We start from the raw sequence: 15,574 nt of genomic DNA, 5'->3' as shown, positions 1-15,574 counted from the left end.
GATACGTCGTTAACGACGTCGCTATGCACGTGTCTTAGCCGATCACCCCACGCTCAGGCAGGCGGTGGCAACCGGGCGGTTACATGACGCCGATGGCATAACGACCTGCTTGGGCAGCAACCAAGAAGGGCGTCGCTGACTTTCGGCTTCGCAGAACGCCGCAATTGTACTGCACCTATGCTCCTCCAACACCGCCCCCAGACTAACCTATCCGACAGGCATCATTTGGTCTGATCACTTGAACAAGCCTGTTGAAAAGCCCCGGCAATCAAGGATCATCCATGCTCAGGCACCGACGAGCCTGTGCGAGGCCAACCTTGCGGCGTCGTCCTTGGCAGTCGGGTCGGCCCTGACCGACCTGTTCCTGTGCCCTTGGAGGGAAGGGCGCTTGATCTTGCCTGAAAATGGGACTGCATAAGGGAGGAGACAATGAGACGTACAGGACTTTGCGGACTGCTTCTGACGACTGCTGTTGCCACGCCCAGCCTTGCCCAGGACAACCTGGAAACGCTGCAGGGAATGCAGCGCACCGACGCCACCTTCACCCGCGTCGAACAGACCGGCCCGACTGCCGAGGCGCTGAAGGCCATCGTGCCCCATATCAACCTGCCCGACGGTTTCGAGGCCAGCCTATACGCGGTGGTGCCCGATGCCCGGTCCATGGCAGTCGCGCCGCAAGGCACGGTTGTCTTCGTGGGCACCCGCAAGGACAAGGTCTGGTCCGTCGTGGACCGGGACCGCAACCGGGTTGCCGACGAGGTGATGGATTTCGCGCCGTCGCTGGCCTTCGACATCCCCAACGGGCCGTGCTTCTCGCCCGACGGGTTTCTCTATATCGCCGAACGGAACCGCGTTCTTTCCTTCCCGGCCGCCGAGTTCTTCTTCGAGGGGCCGGACCCTGCCGTGGGCACCGTCGTCGCCAAGGGCGATCTGATCCCGGCCGAGGAGGAAAGCTTCAACCATACCGCCCGGGTCTGTCGCGTCGGTCCGGACGGCAAGCTGTATATCTCGCTGGGCCAGCCCTACAACGTGCAGCCACGCGAAAAGCTGGAAAGCTATGACGAGATCGGCATCGGCGGGATCATCCGCATGAATACCGACGGCACGGGGCGCGAGGTCTATACCCGTGGCGTCCGCAACTCGGTCGGTCATGACTTCAACCCGGCCACGGGCGATCTGTGGTTCACCGACAACCAGGTGGACGGCCTGGGGGACGACATCCCGCCGGGCGAGCTTAATCGCCAGACGGAAGCCGGGCAGCATTTCGGCTTTCCCTGGACCAATGCCAGCGTCGAGATTGCCGAATACAAGGACGTGCCCAGGCCCGAGGGCGTCGAGTTCGTCGAGCCGCAGGTCGAGATGGACGCCCATGCCGCCGATCTGGGCATGAGGTTCTATACCGGTAACTCCTTCCCCGAGGAGTATCGCGGCGGCATCTTCTCGGCCCAGCACGGCAGCTGGAACCGGACCACGCCTGTGGGCGCGCGGATCATGTTCACCCGGCTGGACGCCGACGGCAACGCCGCGGGGACCGAGGTGTTCGCCGACGGCTGGCTGGACGAGCAGACTGGCGAATACCGGGGCCGTCCCATGGATGTCGCATTCCTGCGTGACGGCTCGATGCTGGTCTCGGACGATTTCGCCGGGGCGATATGGCGGATCGCCTATGTCGGCGGCGGATCGTCGGACGGGGCCATGACGCCGGCTGCTGCACCCGAGGCCGATGCGGCAGAGGATGCCGCCGCCGCGCCTGCCAACTAGGTCCATCCGGGGCGGCCATCATCCGCCCCGGACCCCCATCAGGAAAGCTGCAATCATGAAATCACGTTTTGGCGCGGCCATTGTCGCTGCGTTTGGTTTGGGCGCGGGTGCCGCCGCCGCGCAGACCGCCGATCCCGCCGCTGCCGCAAGCCTGACGCAGACATGCCGCGTCTGCCATGGGCTTGACGGCGTGGGGACCAACCCGATGATCCCCAATATCGGCGGGCAAAGCGCGGAATACCTGTCCAAGCAGTTGCAGGACTTTCGTGCGGGGCGACGCGAGGACCCTCAGATGAGCATCATCGCAAGCGACCTGACCGACGAGGAGATCAAGGCCCTGGCGGACTGGTACGCCTCGATCACGGCAACTTACCAGCTTCCGGAGTGATGCGCCGACGGTGACGGCCGCGCATCCTGCCCGATCCGATCAGCAGCCCGTCAGGCAGCTGGGACCGATGGCTGAGTGCGGCCAGTCACTTTCCCCGCGACGGGGCGAAGAAATCCCAGGCGGCCAGCCCTACGGACAGAAGAAGCACCGCGCCAAGATCGATGCGCGGAACGTGCCACAGAAGGATGCCCAGGAAAACGACAAGCGCGGCAAAAGCCAGGACCTTGGGGATAAGATCAGACATCGTGTTCTCCTGTGGCATGGCGGTCTGCTGACGCGGACCTGTGATGCAGCCAGCGGGCGGTCCGCAGCAGGCGACCGTCCTCGCCCCGGCGGCCGACAAGCTGAAGGCCCATCGGCATCCCGGCCGTATCGGTGAACAGGGGCAGCGTCACGGCGGGATGGCCCGTGAAGGTGAAAAGGCCGTTGAAGATCGAATCGCCGGTGCTGTGCAGGCCCTGGGGCGCGGGACCAAGCGCTGCGGGAACCAGGATGGCGTCGCAGCGGGTCAATATCTCATCAAGGCCCGCGGCCAGGACGCCCCGCATCTCGAGCGAGGCCAAGTAATCCGGGGCGCTGACGGCCCGGCCCCGCTCGATGGCGTCGCGGGTCTGCGGCGACAGCCGATCCCAGCCCTTTGACGCATAGCTGCGATAATGATGGGCCATCTCGACATCGTTGATCCGGCCGCGTGTTGCGGCCGCGTCGTTGAACAGGCGGGGCAGAGGGGTGGACCATGCCTGCTCGCCCAGCCGTTCGACCAGATCGGCCATGGCGTTGCGCAGATCGGGATGCGCGTCGGAAAAGCCGGGCAGGTCGACAAAGGCGAATGTCGGGACCACGGGCACATCTGCCATCGTCATTGCCAGCAGCGCGGGGGGCGGCATCGGCTGCGCTTGGGGATCCGCGGGATCGGTGCCCATCAGCACCTCGGCCAGCAAGGCCGCGGCTTCGACATCGCGGGCAAAGACGCCGACTGTGTCAAGGCTGGGCGACTGGGTCAGGATGCCCCGGCGCGGGATTGCGCCGAAGCTGGGCTTGAAGCCTACGCAGCCGCAGAACGACGCGGGCCGGATGACCGACCCCCCGGTCTGCGTGCCGACGGCAAGCGGCGCCATGCCCGCCGCGACGGCCGCCGCCGATCCCGCAGAGGAACCGCCCGGCGTATGTTCGGGATTGGCAGGATTCCGGGTTGCGGAGGGATGGAGGAACTGCAGTTCGGTCGTGGTGGTCTTGCCCAGCACCAGCCCGCCCGCAGCGCGCAGCCGCGCCACGACGGTCGCGTCGGCCGCAGGTATCCGGCCCCCGTCAAGCACGGTCCCGTTCTCGGTCGGGATACCCTTGGTGTCGATCACGTCCTTCAGGCCGATGGGAAGCCCATGCAGCGGCCCGATGAGACGGCCCAATTGCCGATGGCGATCCGCCTGTTCCGCCTGTGCCCGAAGGAAGCCGGGGTCATACCAGGCGAAGGCGCCGACATGGGGCTCGACCTCGGCGATGCGGGCGATCAGCGCGTCGGCCAGCTCGGTCGCGCGCAGCGCGCCGCTTGCCAGCCAGTCGCGCAGAGTGACGACGGGCAGGGCAAGGATGTCCTGTGGACTAGTTGCCATAGACCGCCTCTGGCAGTGTGAAGACCAGGCCCGGGAAAACATAGACCATCAGCATCGAAAGGATGACCATGAACAGGAAGGGCATGACCCCCGCGAAGATATGGGTCAGCTTGACCTCGGACGGTGCGATGCCCTTGAGGTAATATGCCGACATGGCCATGGGGGGCGTCAGGAACGAGGTTTGCAGGTTCAGCGCCACGAGGATGCCGAAGAACAGCGGGTCGATCCCGAACTGCGGCAGCAGCGGCAGGAAGATCGGCACGAAGATGATGATGATCTCGGACCATTCCAGCGGCCAGCCCAACAGGAAGATGATGACCTGCGCCAGCAGCAGAAAGGCGATCGGCGAAAGATCCAGGCTGCCGACGAACTCGGAAATCACCTGCTCGCCCCCGAGATACGAGAAAACGGCCGAGAAGGTATAGCTGCCGACGAACAGCCAGCACACCATCGCGGTCGTCCTGACGGTCAGATACACCGACTCGCGCAGGCGGTCGAAGTGCAGTGCGCGATAGCCCGCGGCGAGCAGCAGCCCGCCAAGCGCGCCGATCGAGGCGGCCTCGGTCGGGGTCGCAAGGCCGAACAGGATCGAGCCGAGCACCGCGAGGATCAGGACCGACAAGGGAAAGAAGGACTTGAGCAGCATCAGGAAGACAGCGCCGCGCGGCATGTCCGGCACGTCCTCCTTGCTCAGCTTCGGCGCGACCGAGGGCTGCAGGATCGACCTGCCGATCACGTAGATCAGGTATAGGCCGACAAGCAGCAGCCCCGGCAGCATCGCGGCGGCGTAAAGCCGGACGATCGACACCCCCGAGGAGGCCGCGTAGACGATCAGCATGATCGACGGCGGGATCAGGATGCCCAGCGTTCCGCCGGCGCAGATGATGCCTGATGCGAAGCTGGGCTCGTAGCGGGCCTTCAGCATGGCCGGCAGCGCCAGAAGGCCCATGAGGGTGACGACCGCGCCCACGATCCCCGTCGCGGTGGCGAACAGCGCGCAGGTAATCAGCGCCGCGACCCCCATCGAGCCCGGGACGTTGCGCGCCGCGATGGCAAGCGAGCCGAAGAGCTTGTCGACGATGTTCGCCCGCTCGACGATGTAGCCCATGAACAGGAAAAGGGGGATCGCGGTCAGGACCTCGTTGGACATGACCGTGTAGGTCTGGTTCACGAACAGGTCGAAGATCCGGTTGTTGAAGAACCCTTCAAGCCAGGTCGTCGTGCTTGTCCAGCCGTCGGCGTCCTCGGTCAGGCGGTTGTAGCTGCGCCACATGCGGCTGGGGTCATAGTAGGCGTAGTAGCCGAACCCGATGCCAAGGGCCATCAGGGTGAAGGCGATGGGAAAGCCCAGAAAGACGAACAGAATGAAGACGCCCAGCATCGTCAGGGCGATTTGCGGATCGGTCACGTTCGGTTTCTCCTGTCAGCGAACCGCTCCGCCCTGCGGCGGGTCGATGTGGTCGGGGTGGTGCAGGATTTCCTCGCCATGCTCTTGGGCAAGCAGGACTTCGGTTTCCTGGACATCGGGTGCGGGTTCCAGCCAGACGCCGGTGCGGATCGCGATGATGCAGCGGAAGACCTGCGCAATGCCCTGCAGGAACAGCAGGACGCCCGCCAGAACAAGGATCGTCTTGAACTGATAGATGGGAATGCCGGCCGGACTGGAGGAACTGACCTCACCGTATCCGATCGAGCGCGAGGCATATTTCCACCCGGCAAAGATCAGCGCGGTGATGCCGGGAAAGAAGAACAGGATATACAGGACCAGATCCAGGGCACCCTGGACGCGCACGGGCCACAGCCGGTAGACGAAGTCACCCCGCACATGGCCGCCACGCGACAAAGTGTAGGCGCCGCCCACCATGAACAGCGTGCCATACATCATGTAGGACAGTTCATAGGCCCAGGGGGTCGGGCTGTTGAACAGATATCGGACGATGACCTCGTAGCTCATGCCGATTGTCATCAGCATGACGAGCCAGCCGAAGGATTTGCCGAACCAGCCGGACAGTCGGTCGGCAAAGTCTATGTAGCGCAGCATCTGGACTGTTCCCGTTCAGGGGCGGGGCAGCCACTGCCCCGCCGGATGTGTCAGAGGCTGATCTTGTTCGGGAAGTAGTGCTGGTAGGCGCGGGTGTAATCTGGCGCGTTCATCAGCTCGTAATAGGTCACGCGTTCGACCCATTGACGCTGGCTGTCCAGGATCCGCTTCATCAGGTCGTCGGATTCCAGTTGCGGGATCAACTGGTCCCAGGCATCGATCTGCGCCTGCTGGACATCGGCAGGGGTCCGGTGAACGACCACGCCGTTTTCAGCCGTCAGCTTTTGCAGGTCCGATGAATAATTGTCCAAGGCGAAGGCGGTGTTCGCGGTCGAGACGGCCTCGACCCCATGGCGCAGGATCGCCTGGAGGTCGGGTTCCAGATCCTCGAGGAAATCGCGGTTGAACAGGAACTCGAAGGTTTCCTGCGCCTGGTGATACGAGGCGAGGTAATAGTTCTTCGCCACGTCCTGCGCGCCAAAGCGCATGTCCGAGGACGGGTTGTTGAACTCGAAGGCGTCGATCACGCCGCGTTCCATTGCCGGGACGATTTCGCCGCCGGGCAACTGCGCCACCGACATCCCCATCGACTGCATGACATCCGCGGCAAGGCCCACCGTGCGGTATTTCATGCCCTGGATGTCGGACAGGGCCGTGACCTCGTTCTTGAACCAGCCGAAGGGCTGCGCGGGCATCGGGAAGGCCATCAGCCCGACCACGTTCATGCCCATCACATCCTGCAGAAGCTCGCGGAAGAACTCCTCTCCGCCGCCGGCGTAGAACCAGGACAGCATCGTGGTGGGCGACCCGCCGAACACAGGGCCCGTGCCGAACAGCGATGCCGCCTTGTTCTTGCCATACCAATAGGCGGACACCGAATGGCTGGCATCCAGCACGCCATCGTTCACGGCGTCGATCACCTGGAAAGCGCCGACCACGGCGCCTGCGGGCAGCAGGTCGATCTTCAGCCGGCCGCCGGACATCGCCTCGACACGCTCGACGTAATGTTGGGCCATCGTCTGCCAGATGTCGGACGCGGGCCAGGACGTCTGCATCTTCATGACAAGCGGCGCTTGGGCAAGCACTGCCGGCGCCGCGAGAAGCGAGCCTGTCGCGGCTGCGCCTCCGCCGATGACGCCGGTTTTCAGGAATGAACGGCGGTTGACCTTCGCCCGGCTTTCCTTGGCTGGCATTCTATCCTCCCTGATTTTGTATTGTTCCCCGCGATCAGTGTAACTGCATTCAGAGACTTGACGACAATCATTTTTCTGTCTGCATCTTTAGTATTAACCTGCGCGACGGCTGTGCAATCCGTTGTCAAAAACCAAGCATTCGAGATTAGGAAATGGGGACATGACTGGGTTTATTGGGGTCAGGTGACGCAGCAGGCGCCTTGTCCATGATCCCCCGGTCCGGCGGCACAAGGCCCGGCTTGATGATGGCGCCGCCCCCGCGCTGGCGACGGGCGGTCTCGGCTATTCACCCATACCTGCTTTCTGGGCCACATTTGCCGCACGTATCGCAGCGTCCCTCGTGTTGGCTTCATGTGTCGAAGCCAGGCCGAGGCCGCCTGTCGCGCCGGCAATGACAAGGACTCGCTGGGCCAGCGGCTTGACGATGCCTGTGCTCGGGTCGAGAAGCTCGGGTTCCCACTGCACGAGGCCAACCATGCTTAGACTTGCCCTGCCGCTCGCCGCTCTTGTTCTTTCCTTCGGCACCGCCACGCCATCGGCCGCGGACCCCGTCGTAAAGGGCGCAGAGCATTGCGTCGTGAACGTCCGCGCCGACGACCGGCTGAACCTCAGGGCCGAACCGGTTGCGGGTGCCGCAATCCGCGAGCGTCTTGCCTATGGCTCTTGCGGGGTCATGGTGACTGCTGCCTGCGAGGGCTCGTGGTGTCCGGTCGAGGACGGACATCATGCCGGCTGGGTGCATCGGCATTATATCGCGGCACTGCCCGAGGCGGAGTTCTGCTTCACGGCGGCGACGAACCGCGACGGGCGGAGCCTGCGCGCATGGCCGTCAGACAAATCACGCGTTCTGGCCGAGTTTCCGAACACGCAATGCGGCATCCGACCGCTTCCTTACGCGGTGGAGGATTGGCAGAAGGTCCGCGTGGAGGGATGGGAAGGCTGGCTGTCCCGGCCGGCACTGGCCCATACGGGGGACTGATGACCGTTGCCGATCCCCGGCCCCTTGCCGCGCCAGGATACTGGCACCAAAAGCGGTGCTTGTCGCGGGTTCTGGAACCGGACACCTCCTGAGAACGCTGAAACACCAGCACCACGGCAGGAGCGGCAGGCATGACCGTCAGGGTTTTCGGTGAGGCGGACAAGGCAACGCTAGCACAGGCCGAGCGTTGCGCCGTCGAGGCTGAGGCGATGCTGCTGATGGCCGACAACCACAAGGGCTATGGGATGCCTGTCGGCGGCGTCGCGGTCTACAAGGACAAGGTTCCCCCTGCCAGTGTGGGATTCGACATTGCCTGCGGGAATAAGGCCGTCCTGACCAACCTTAATCTTGGGGACATCGAAGGCCGCCTGTCGAGCCTCGCGGACCGGATCTTCGCAAGCCTTTCCTTCGGCGTCGGACGCAAGAACGCCACACCTGTCGTTCACCATGTTTTCGAGGATCCGGCCTGGGATGAGGTCGGGTTCCTCAGAAGCCATCCTGATCTCAAGAAAAAGGCACTGGAACAGCTGGGGACGATCGGCTCGGGCAACCATTACGTTGACGTCTTTGCCGACGAGGCCGATCGCATCTGGGTCGGGGCGCATTTCGGCTCGCGCGGGTTGGGGCACGCCATCGCCACGCATTTCATGAAGCGTGCCGGCGACAATCCGAACATCGTGGACGAGACGCCGCATACGCTGGAAACCGACAGCCGTCACGGGCGCGATTACATCAGGGCGATGCGGCTGGCCGGCGATTATGCCTATGCCGGTCGCGACTGGGTCTGCGAGACGGTGGTCGGCATCCTGGGCGGCACGATCATCGAGGAAGTTCACAACCACCACAACTTCGCCTGGCACGAGACCCATGGCGGAGAGAGCTTTTGGGTCGTCCGGAAAGGCGCCACACCGGCTTTCCCGGGACAGCGCAGCTTCATCGGATCCTCGATGGGCGATGTCTCGGTCATCGTCGAAGGCGTTGACAGCGATCTGTCGCGTGCAGCCTTCTACTCGACCATCCATGGTGCGGGCCGGATCATGTCGCGGACAAAGGCCGCTGGCAAGCGGCGCAAGCGCGTTGTCGAAGAGAAGCAGCCCAACGGCAAGATGAAGAAGATCACCCAGTGGTATACCGAAGGGGGCGCGGTGGATTTCGAGGCGGTGCGGCTCAGGATCGCCCAGGCAGGAACGCATCTGCGCGGCGCCGGGGCCGATGAGGCGCCGGAAGTCTACAAGAAGCTTGGCGATGTGCTTGCCCACCATGGCAGCACCGTCAAAATCATCCACACGCTCAGGCCGCTGATCGTCTGCATGGCCGGAGGGGATGAGTTCGATCCTTACAAGGACTAGGCGATGCGGTTTCCTGCAATCCTGCAGCCTTAGGCCAGCGGAACAGGGAAAAGAGGTCTCGCTGTCAGGCAAGCATCCTCAACGCTTTTGTGGCAGCATCACCACTTTTCCGACTGAAGCATCAGGCGGCGACTTGGCAGCATGGCGTAAGTGCTCGTTCCTGCACCGTGCCAGCGTCCATGACGCCCCCACCACAAGGATGATGGGGGCGCGGCTGGCATTCAGAGACCGTTGGCTTTGGCAACGAAGTCAGACAGATGCGGCACATAGTCCTCCGGGCCGTCGCCCCCTGTCGCCATTGCCAGCGCAAAGGAGTTCTTCACGGCGCTTGCCATGGGCGTCGCGACGACGGAACCGTTTGCCATGGATTCGACATAGCGCATGTCCTTGTAGGCATTTCCCAAGGTGAACTTGTGCGCCTCGCGGTTGCCATGCAGCGCATAATCCATGAACGTCTGGTAAAAGCCGCAATCCATCCGGCCGCCCCGGATGACCTTGTCGAATTCGGCCACTGGAATGCCGACCTTGCGCGACAGGGCCAGCGCCTCGGAATAAAGCGCGGCATAGCCCAGGGACAGGAAGTTGTTCAAAAGCTTCATCTTGTGGCCATCGCCAACCGCGCCCACATGCACGATCTTGCCGGCCCAGGTGGCGATGATCGGCTGCACCCGCGCAAAGGCGGTGTCGCTGGCCCCCACCATGCAATCAAGCGTTCCGGCCCAAGCCTCTTTCGGGGTGCGCGACAAGGGCGCGTCGATGAAATCCACGCCGATCTCGGCCAGTTCCGCCGCCAGGCGCAGAGTGACGGTCGGGTCAGAGGTTGAGCAATCCACCACCGCCGCACCCGCTGCCAGACCGGGCTTCAGTGCCGCCACCGCGGCCGCAACCTCGGGCGAGCCGGTCAGGCACATGAAAATCACGGTGCAATTGCGCGCAAGGTCTTCAAGCGATGCAGCTTCGACGGCACCACGCGACACCAGATCATCGACCGCTGCGCGTTTGCGGTGCGCCACCACAGTCAGCGGATAGCCCTTTTCGACGATGTTCTTCGCCATGCCGTGGCCCATCAGGCCAAGTCCGACAAAACCAACCTTTTCTTGCGTCATAGTCATTCTCCGGGTGTGTCAAAAACATCGATGCGGCAGCGCGGATCGGCGATCTGGTCGGGCGTCGGCAAGCGCAGCGCATGATCCTGCAGCAACGCAAACAGCATGTCGATCCTTGTAGTGCCGTCGGATTTGCTGGAAGTGCTTGCTGTTGGCGGCCGGGTGGTGGTGCTGGAAGACGGGCGCATCACCAGGGCGTTTTCTTGCGCGAATGCCCCTTCGGGACCGGGTGACGCTGGTCGCGACGGATCAAGCAGGACAATGGAACGGATCAAGGGAATCGGAAAGCATCATGACCAAACGCATCATCTTCACTGGCGGCACCGGCAAGGCCGGTCGCCATGCCGTGCCCCATCTGCTGGCGAAGGGCTACAAGATCCTGAACGTCGATCTCAAGCCGCTCGACCTTCCGGGGGTGAACACGCTGATCGCCGACATCACCGACAGCGGCCAGGTCTTCAACGCCCTCACCACCCATTTCGGCTTTGATGGGTTTGATGACGGCGCGCCGCCGAAGGCCCCCGACGCCGTCGTGCATTTCGCGGCCGTGCCGCGCGTGATGATCAACCCGGACAATACCACATTCGCGCAGAACACCGTGGGCACCTACAACGTGCTGGAAGCGGCGATGAAGCTGGGCGTGCGCAAGGTGATCTTTGCCAGTTCGGAAACCACCTACGGCGTCTGCTTTGCCGAAGGTGACAAGGATTATCATTCCTTCCCGCTGGAGGAAGATTACGACATCGATCCGATGGACAGCTATGGCCTGTCGAAGGTGGTGAACGAAAAGACCGGCCGTGCCTTCGCGATGCGCTACGGTGCCGATGTCTACGGCCTGCGGATCGGCAACGTCATCGAGCCGCATGAATACGCCAACTTCCCCGGCTACCTGGCCGACCCGATGAGCCGCAAGCGCAACGCATGGAGCTATATCGACGCACGCGATCTGGGCGAGATCGTGCATCTTTGCCTGCAAAAGGACGGGCTGGGCTATCAGGTGTTCAACGCCGTGAATGACACCATCACCGCCACCATGCCAACGGCAGAGTTCTTGGCGAAATACGCGCCGAATACGCCAATCACCCGGCCGATGGGCAAGGACGAAGCTCCGCTTTCCAATCGTAAGATCCGCGAAGTGCTGGGATTTCGTGAAGCGCATCCGTGGCGGAACTACGTGAAGGTTTGATCTGACCGGCCGGGGCGTTGCTGTCGTGATGCCCCGGTTGACAAAGCCCAGATGCAGCTACGGCAAAGCAAGGGCGTCGCGTGTTTCTGGCGCCGCGGCTAATCGCCGACGCAGCATGGTCAGACGCGCGTTTTCGACCTTTGATGCACCGCAGACCCTCTGCGCCTTCACCAGCAACGAGAACGCTGCCGCCTTCCGGTCATGCTCATATCGAAGGTGGAAGGGTGAGAGGTTGGACAACGACCCAAGCGGGGCTCGTTACGGCTGCTTCCTTCCGGACCTGACCGGGTTGGCGAGGCGCCTGCCCGCGCCAACCTCTCGAGCGGTTAGATAGTCTGCCGCCGCGCCCGATGCAACCCGTCAAAGATGAAGGCGCACCAGGGCGAAATCCTGGTCGGTCTGGCCCACATGCTCCATCCGCAAGCCGCAGCGTTGCGCGACCTGGGGCAGAAGGGACAGTCCCTGCGGACCGGTCTCGAACAGGGTCGAGGTGCCGGGCATCGGCTGGAAGCGCCAGCCTGGCGCGGCATCCAGGGACAGCCGCCGGCGCTGCCGCAGGTAGTTGCGGATCACGTCCCGCGTCTGGGGACCCGGTTCCAGCACGACAGTGGTGCCGGCAGTGAGCGGCGCGAACAGCCCGCAAGCGGCCAGCCGATAAGAGTTGGTGGCCAGCACGAACCGGTCCTCGTCCCGCACTGGCGCCCCGCGCCAGGAAAGGTCGCGGACCCGGCTGCTGCCCGTCCGGCCGCCGTCGAGACCGTAGGCCGGAGGGCGGGAAAGATCGATCCGCCAGTTCACGTCCTGGATCACGTCGAACTGGTATGCGGGGAAACCCGGATCGGTCAGCGGCTGGTCAGGCAGGCCCGGGCGGATCTGCCGGAACAGGCTGGCCGAGCGTTCAAGCCAGTCGCGCAGGTCCGCGCCGGTCAGGGCCAAGGCGCAGATGCGGTTGGGAAAGGAATAGATGTCGGTCAGGTTCGCCAGCCGTAGCCTGCCCGGCGCGACGTCGGTGTAATGCTGCGGCCCGCCCCGGCCGCCTGCCCGAAAGGGGGCCGCCGCCGACAGGACCGGCACGCCGGCCAGCCGCGTGCCAACCAGGCTTTTGCGCACGAACCAGCGTTGCGCCATGTTCACCAGCCTCAGCGCCGGATCAAATCCGACAAGGGCAAAGTAGCTGCTGATGCGGTCATCGCTGTGGCCGATGCGCCGGCGCAGGTGGCTAAGCGTCTGGCGATGTGCGGGGGCCACGCTGCGCAGGATCGCGGGGGCAGGGGGCAGATCCCCCTCGACCGTCTCGCAGCGGGCAACGGCTTCCGCGACGCGCCAGCCATTCTGCGGTTCATGGATCAGGGACAGGTCGACCACGCCCAGATGCGATCCGCAAAAGCCCGGCATCACGGCAGGCTTCCCGGCCAGTCTGCCGCCTGCCGTATCGATGCCCGCCCGGCCCCGGCGCGGGTCGGTCACGGCAATGCGGCCCGGAAAGACCTCGTGCGTGTGTCCTGCGACCACCACGTCGATCCCATCAAGCGCGGCAAGGTCGGCCGCCACATTCTCGGCCCCCCTGGTGGCAGGGCGGTCCGAGATGCCGCTATGGGCAAGGGCAACCACCAGATCCGCACCTGTCGCCCGGATCCGGGGCAGGATCCGGGCGGCAGTCGCCATGATGTCGTCGCAGGCCATCTGCCGCGACAGGTCGCTGTCCCAGGCCGTCGTCTGGGGCGGCAGAAAGCCCACGATCCCGATCCGCAAGACCGCCTGCCTGCCGCTGTCGGTCAGCACCGTCTTTTCCAGGATCGTGAAGCCCCGGAAATCGGACCGACCCCGCAGGCGGAGATTCGCGGCCAGAAAGGGAAAGCGGGCCTGCCGCGCCGCGGCCTGCAGCGCCTCGATCCCGAAGGCGAAGTCGTGATTGCCGATGGCTGCGGCGTCATAGCCCATCAGGTTCATGGACGCGATCGCGGGATGCGGCTTTCCCCCCGCCCGGGCAGCCTGCTCGCCCAGGGGCGTGCCCTGCAGGAAATCGCCGTTGTCGACCAGCACTGTATTGGGATTCTCGGTCCGGTGCCGCTCGACCAGAGAGGCGATCTGCGCAAGGCTTCCACGCTCGCAAGGCCTGCCCGCCAGATAATCATGGGGCAGCAGCTTCATGTGCATGTCCGTCGTGGCCAGGATGCGCAGGTTGACGCTGACCACCGCAAGGGCCTGCGGATCGCGCTCTCCGATATCGTCCGGTGCGTCCCGCATTGCACAACCCTGACCACGAGTCGGGCAATGTGCGCCGACCCCTTAACAGCTTAATCAGCCGGATCGCATCTTCTCAACCACAGATTGTCAAGAGCAGAAGTTTAATTGCCTTGGGCGGGCAATTTGCGCACAATGGGACAGGGCAGCTCCAGAATGGCAAAGCCCGGATCACGGATCGGCAGGCGGCGGTAGAATGCTTTCCACTTGGATGAATACATTGCCTTCCATGCATTACGACATTGACAGGCCAAGGCTGCCCAGCCATGGCCGTGACTGGAATGGTCAAACCCTTATGAAATTTTCAACCCGCGTCGATACCGACAAATCATCGGCAGAACTTTTCGACATCATCAGCGATTTCGTCCGCAGCGAAAGGGCCCTTGTTGCCCGTGGGGCACAGGTCCGACGGATCGATCCGTCGCAGGAGCCGGGCACCGGGCTTGGCTGGATGATCGATTTCAACTGGCGCGGCCAGCGTCGCAATGTCCGCCTGGACGTCACGCGGTTCGATCGGCCGTCCCATATCACGCTGGACGGCCATTCTGACCAGTTCGACCTGTCGATCACCCTGACGGTCGTCGCCCTGAGCCGGGTCAAGTCGCGCCTGCTGTTCGAAACCGAGGTCAGGCCCCGCAACATGCGTGCGCGACTGCTGCTGCAGACGGCCAAGCTGGGCAAGGCGCAACTGGACCGGAAATACGACCAGCGGATCGCCGATTTCCTGACCCACCTGCGCGCCGCCGCCTAGTCGGCGCTGCGCTGCGCCTCTCTCAGGGGGTCGGCAGGATAGACGCCCAGCATGTCCAGCGACGAGGTGAAGTAGCGCAGTTCCTCCAGGGCGCGCTGCAGGGCCGGATCCTCGGGATGGCCTTCGACATCGGCATAGAACTGCGTCGCGGTGAAGACGCCGTCGACCATGTAGCTTTCCAGCTTGGTCATGTTGACCCCATTTGTCGCAAACCCGCCCATCGCCTTGTAGAGCGCGGCAGGAATGTTTCGGACGCGGAAGACGAAGCTGGTCAGCATCCGGTCGGACCGGCGGCTGAAATCCGGCTGGCGCGACATGATGAGGAAGCGGGTGGTGTTGTTCTGCCGATCCTCGATCTCATCGGCCAGGCTGTCCAGGCCATAGATCTCGCCCGCCAGGGGGGCGGCCAATGCCGCCAGCGACGGTTGGCCGCGCAATGCGACCTCTTTCGCGGAACCGGCCGTATCGGCGCCCGTCACGGCCCGGATGCCATGCTTGCGCATGAAGCCCCGGCACTGGCCCAGCAGGACCGTATGGCTCATCGCCTCGCGCACTTCGGACAGGGGGGTGCCCGGCACGGCCAGCAGGCTGATATGGACGCGCACAAAGGCCTCGTCCACGATATGCAGGCCGGATTCAGGCAGCAGGTGATGGATATCGGCCACCCGGCCATAGGTCGAGTTTTCCACCGGCAGCATCGCCAGGTCGGCCTGATGGCTGCGCACGGCCTCGATCACGTCCTCGAAGGTGCGGCAGGGCAGGGCCTCCATGTCGGGGCGGGCCTTGCGGCAGGCCTCGTGGCTGTAGGCGCCAGGCTCGCCCTGGAAGGCGATGCGGTTGGTCGTGGTCGTCATGGGCCGCTGTCCGAATTTTGAAGACTCGCGGGGTCAACTATACCTTGATCCCTCAAAGCGAAAGCGGATAGATACCCCACGAATTGACGAGCTTACCAATGCGGGGATCGCA

14 protein-coding genes and 1 other RNA gene are annotated in these 15,574 nt (G+C 63.9%); 6 read left to right on the top strand and 9 right to left on the bottom strand.

The features are described 5' to 3' along the window. The first annotated feature begins 429 nt into the window (after nucleotides 1-429). Both IE224_RS15760 and IE224_RS15755 read left to right on the top strand, forming a co-directional pair. Nucleotides 430-1,761 (top strand): PQQ-dependent sugar dehydrogenase, encoded by a 1,332-nt coding sequence (locus IE224_RS15760; protein WP_191311736.1) that lies wholly within the window; start codon nucleotides 430-432, stop codon nucleotides 1,759-1,761. Nucleotides 1,762-1,816: 55 nt separating this feature from the next. Beyond that, entirely contained in the window at nucleotides 1,817-2,149 is a 333-nt protein-coding gene (locus tag IE224_RS15755) for a c-type cytochrome (protein ID WP_191311734.1), read from the top strand. An 85-nt stretch (nucleotides 2,150-2,234) separates the two neighbouring features. On the opposite strand, the gene IE224_RS15750 is transcribed toward IE224_RS15755, so the two are convergent. The 5 genes from IE224_RS15750 to IE224_RS15730 are packed head-to-tail and all read right to left on the bottom strand — an operon-like array spanning nucleotide 2,235 to nucleotide 6,993. Then, nucleotides 2,235-2,393, bottom strand: a complete 159-nt coding sequence (locus IE224_RS15750; RefSeq protein WP_191311733.1) for a hypothetical protein — start codon at nucleotides 2,391-2,393, stop codon at nucleotides 2,235-2,237. After that, entirely contained in the window at nucleotides 2,386-3,759 is a 1,374-nt protein-coding gene (locus tag IE224_RS15745) for an amidase (protein WP_191311731.1), read from the bottom strand. Before IE224_RS15745 ends, IE224_RS15750 begins: the two co-directional genes overlap by 8 nt. Beyond that, nucleotides 3,749-5,167 carry a TRAP transporter large permease gene (locus IE224_RS15740; RefSeq protein ID WP_191311729.1) on the bottom strand — a complete coding sequence of 473 codons (1,419 nt, stop codon included), beginning with the start codon at nucleotides 5,165-5,167 and terminating at the stop codon, nucleotides 3,749-3,751. Before IE224_RS15740 ends, IE224_RS15745 begins: the two co-directional genes overlap by 11 nt. Before the next feature lie 15 nt (nucleotides 5,168-5,182). Further along, nucleotides 5,183-5,800 carry a TRAP transporter small permease subunit gene (locus IE224_RS15735; RefSeq protein WP_167622280.1) on the bottom strand — a complete coding sequence of 206 codons (618 nt, stop codon included), beginning with the start codon at nucleotides 5,798-5,800 and terminating at the stop codon, nucleotides 5,183-5,185. A 50-nt stretch (nucleotides 5,801-5,850) separates the two neighbouring features. Then, complete coding sequence (locus IE224_RS15730) at nucleotides 5,851-6,993, bottom strand: TRAP transporter substrate-binding protein (RefSeq protein WP_191311727.1); 1,143 nt, start codon at nucleotides 6,991-6,993, stop codon at nucleotides 5,851-5,853. 475 nt (nucleotides 6,994-7,468) lie between these two features. On the opposite strand from IE224_RS15730, the gene IE224_RS15725 reads away from it, so the two are divergent. Continuing rightward, on the top strand, nucleotides 7,469-7,972 hold the full coding sequence (locus IE224_RS15725; RefSeq protein ID WP_191311726.1) for an SH3 domain-containing protein: 504 nt from the start codon (nucleotides 7,469-7,471) through the stop codon (nucleotides 7,970-7,972). A gap of 131 nt (nucleotides 7,973-8,103) precedes the next feature. Beyond that, a complete protein-coding gene (locus IE224_RS15720) occupies nucleotides 8,104-9,321 on the top strand; it encodes an RtcB family protein (protein WP_191311724.1) in 1,218 nt (405 codons plus the stop codon). A 221-nt stretch (nucleotides 9,322-9,542) separates the two neighbouring features. Here the strand turns inward: IE224_RS15720 and IE224_RS15715 are convergent, their stop codons facing one another. Beyond that, complete coding sequence (locus IE224_RS15715; RefSeq protein ID WP_191311723.1) at nucleotides 9,543-10,427, bottom strand: NAD(P)-dependent oxidoreductase; 885 nt, start codon at nucleotides 10,425-10,427, stop codon at nucleotides 9,543-9,545. Nucleotides 10,428-10,719: 292 nt separating this feature from the next. Here IE224_RS15715 and IE224_RS15710 point away from each other — a divergent pair, with 292 nt between their 5' ends. Further along, entirely contained in the window at nucleotides 10,720-11,613 is an 894-nt protein-coding gene (locus IE224_RS15710) for an NAD-dependent epimerase/dehydratase family protein (protein ID WP_191311721.1), read from the top strand. A gap of 223 nt (nucleotides 11,614-11,836) precedes the next feature. Here the strand turns inward: IE224_RS15710 and ffs are convergent. Both ffs and IE224_RS15700 read right to left on the bottom strand, forming a co-directional pair. Next, nucleotides 11,837-11,933, bottom strand: an RNA gene (ffs, locus tag IE224_RS15705) — signal recognition particle sRNA small type. 40 nt (nucleotides 11,934-11,973) lie between these two features. After that, nucleotides 11,974-13,860 (bottom strand): bifunctional 2',3'-cyclic-nucleotide 2'-phosphodiesterase/3'-nucleotidase, encoded by a 1,887-nt coding sequence (locus IE224_RS15700; RefSeq protein WP_191311720.1) that lies wholly within the window; start codon nucleotides 13,858-13,860, stop codon nucleotides 11,974-11,976. A gap of 292 nt (nucleotides 13,861-14,152) precedes the next feature. Between IE224_RS15700 and IE224_RS15695 the strand changes: the two genes are divergently transcribed. Further along, a complete protein-coding gene (locus IE224_RS15695) occupies nucleotides 14,153-14,608 on the top strand; it encodes a hypothetical protein (protein WP_167622271.1) in 456 nt (151 codons plus the stop codon). On the opposite strand, the gene IE224_RS15690 is transcribed toward IE224_RS15695, so the two are convergent. Beyond that, a complete protein-coding gene (locus IE224_RS15690) occupies nucleotides 14,605-15,462 on the bottom strand; it encodes a prephenate dehydratase (protein WP_167622269.1) in 858 nt (285 codons plus the stop codon). The two genes, IE224_RS15695 and IE224_RS15690, sit on opposite strands and share 4 nt — an antisense overlap. Nucleotides 15,463-15,574 lie beyond the last annotated feature (112 nt).

The organism is Paracoccus aerius (genome assembly GCF_014656455.1).
Taxonomy (GTDB): Bacteria; Pseudomonadota; Alphaproteobacteria; order Rhodobacterales; family Rhodobacteraceae; genus Paracoccus; species Paracoccus aerius.
The sequence above is the reverse complement of the archived record's forward strand: the minus strand, read 5'-3'. Positions and strand labels throughout refer to the sequence as shown.

Bases quoted from the DNA above. Each gene is read 5' to 3' on its own strand.
- IE224_RS15760 (WP_191311736.1), top strand. From the start codon at position 430: ATGAGACGTACAGGACTTTGCGGACTGCTTCTGACGACTGCTGTTGCC.
- IE224_RS15755 (WP_191311734.1), top strand. From the start codon at position 1,817: ATGAAATCACGTTTTGGCGCGGCCATTGTCGCTGCGTTTGGTTTGGGC.
- IE224_RS15750 (WP_191311733.1), bottom strand. From the start codon at position 2,393: ATGTCTGATCTTATCCCCAAGGTCCTGGCTTTTGCCGCGCTTGTCGTT.
- IE224_RS15745 (WP_191311731.1), bottom strand. From the start codon at position 3,759: ATGGCAACTAGTCCACAGGACATCCTTGCCCTGCCCGTCGTCACTCTG.
- IE224_RS15735 (WP_167622280.1), bottom strand. From the start codon at position 5,800: ATGCTGCGCTACATAGACTTTGCCGACCGACTGTCCGGCTGGTTCGGC.
- IE224_RS15730 (WP_191311727.1), bottom strand. From the start codon at position 6,993: ATGCCAGCCAAGGAAAGCCGGGCGAAGGTCAACCGCCGTTCATTCCTG.
- IE224_RS15725 (WP_191311726.1), top strand. From the start codon at position 7,469: ATGCTTAGACTTGCCCTGCCGCTCGCCGCTCTTGTTCTTTCCTTCGGC.
- IE224_RS15720 (WP_191311724.1), top strand. From the start codon at position 8,104: ATGACCGTCAGGGTTTTCGGTGAGGCGGACAAGGCAACGCTAGCACAG.
- IE224_RS15715 (WP_191311723.1), bottom strand. From the start codon at position 10,427: ATGACGCAAGAAAAGGTTGGTTTTGTCGGACTTGGCCTGATGGGCCAC.
- IE224_RS15710 (WP_191311721.1), top strand. From the start codon at position 10,720: ATGACCAAACGCATCATCTTCACTGGCGGCACCGGCAAGGCCGGTCGC.
- IE224_RS15700 (WP_191311720.1), bottom strand. From the start codon at position 13,860: ATGCGGGACGCACCGGACGATATCGGAGAGCGCGATCCGCAGGCCCTT.
- IE224_RS15695 (WP_167622271.1), top strand. From the start codon at position 14,153: ATGAAATTTTCAACCCGCGTCGATACCGACAAATCATCGGCAGAACTT.
- IE224_RS15690 (WP_167622269.1), bottom strand. From the start codon at position 15,462: ATGACGACCACGACCAACCGCATCGCCTTCCAGGGCGAGCCTGGCGCC.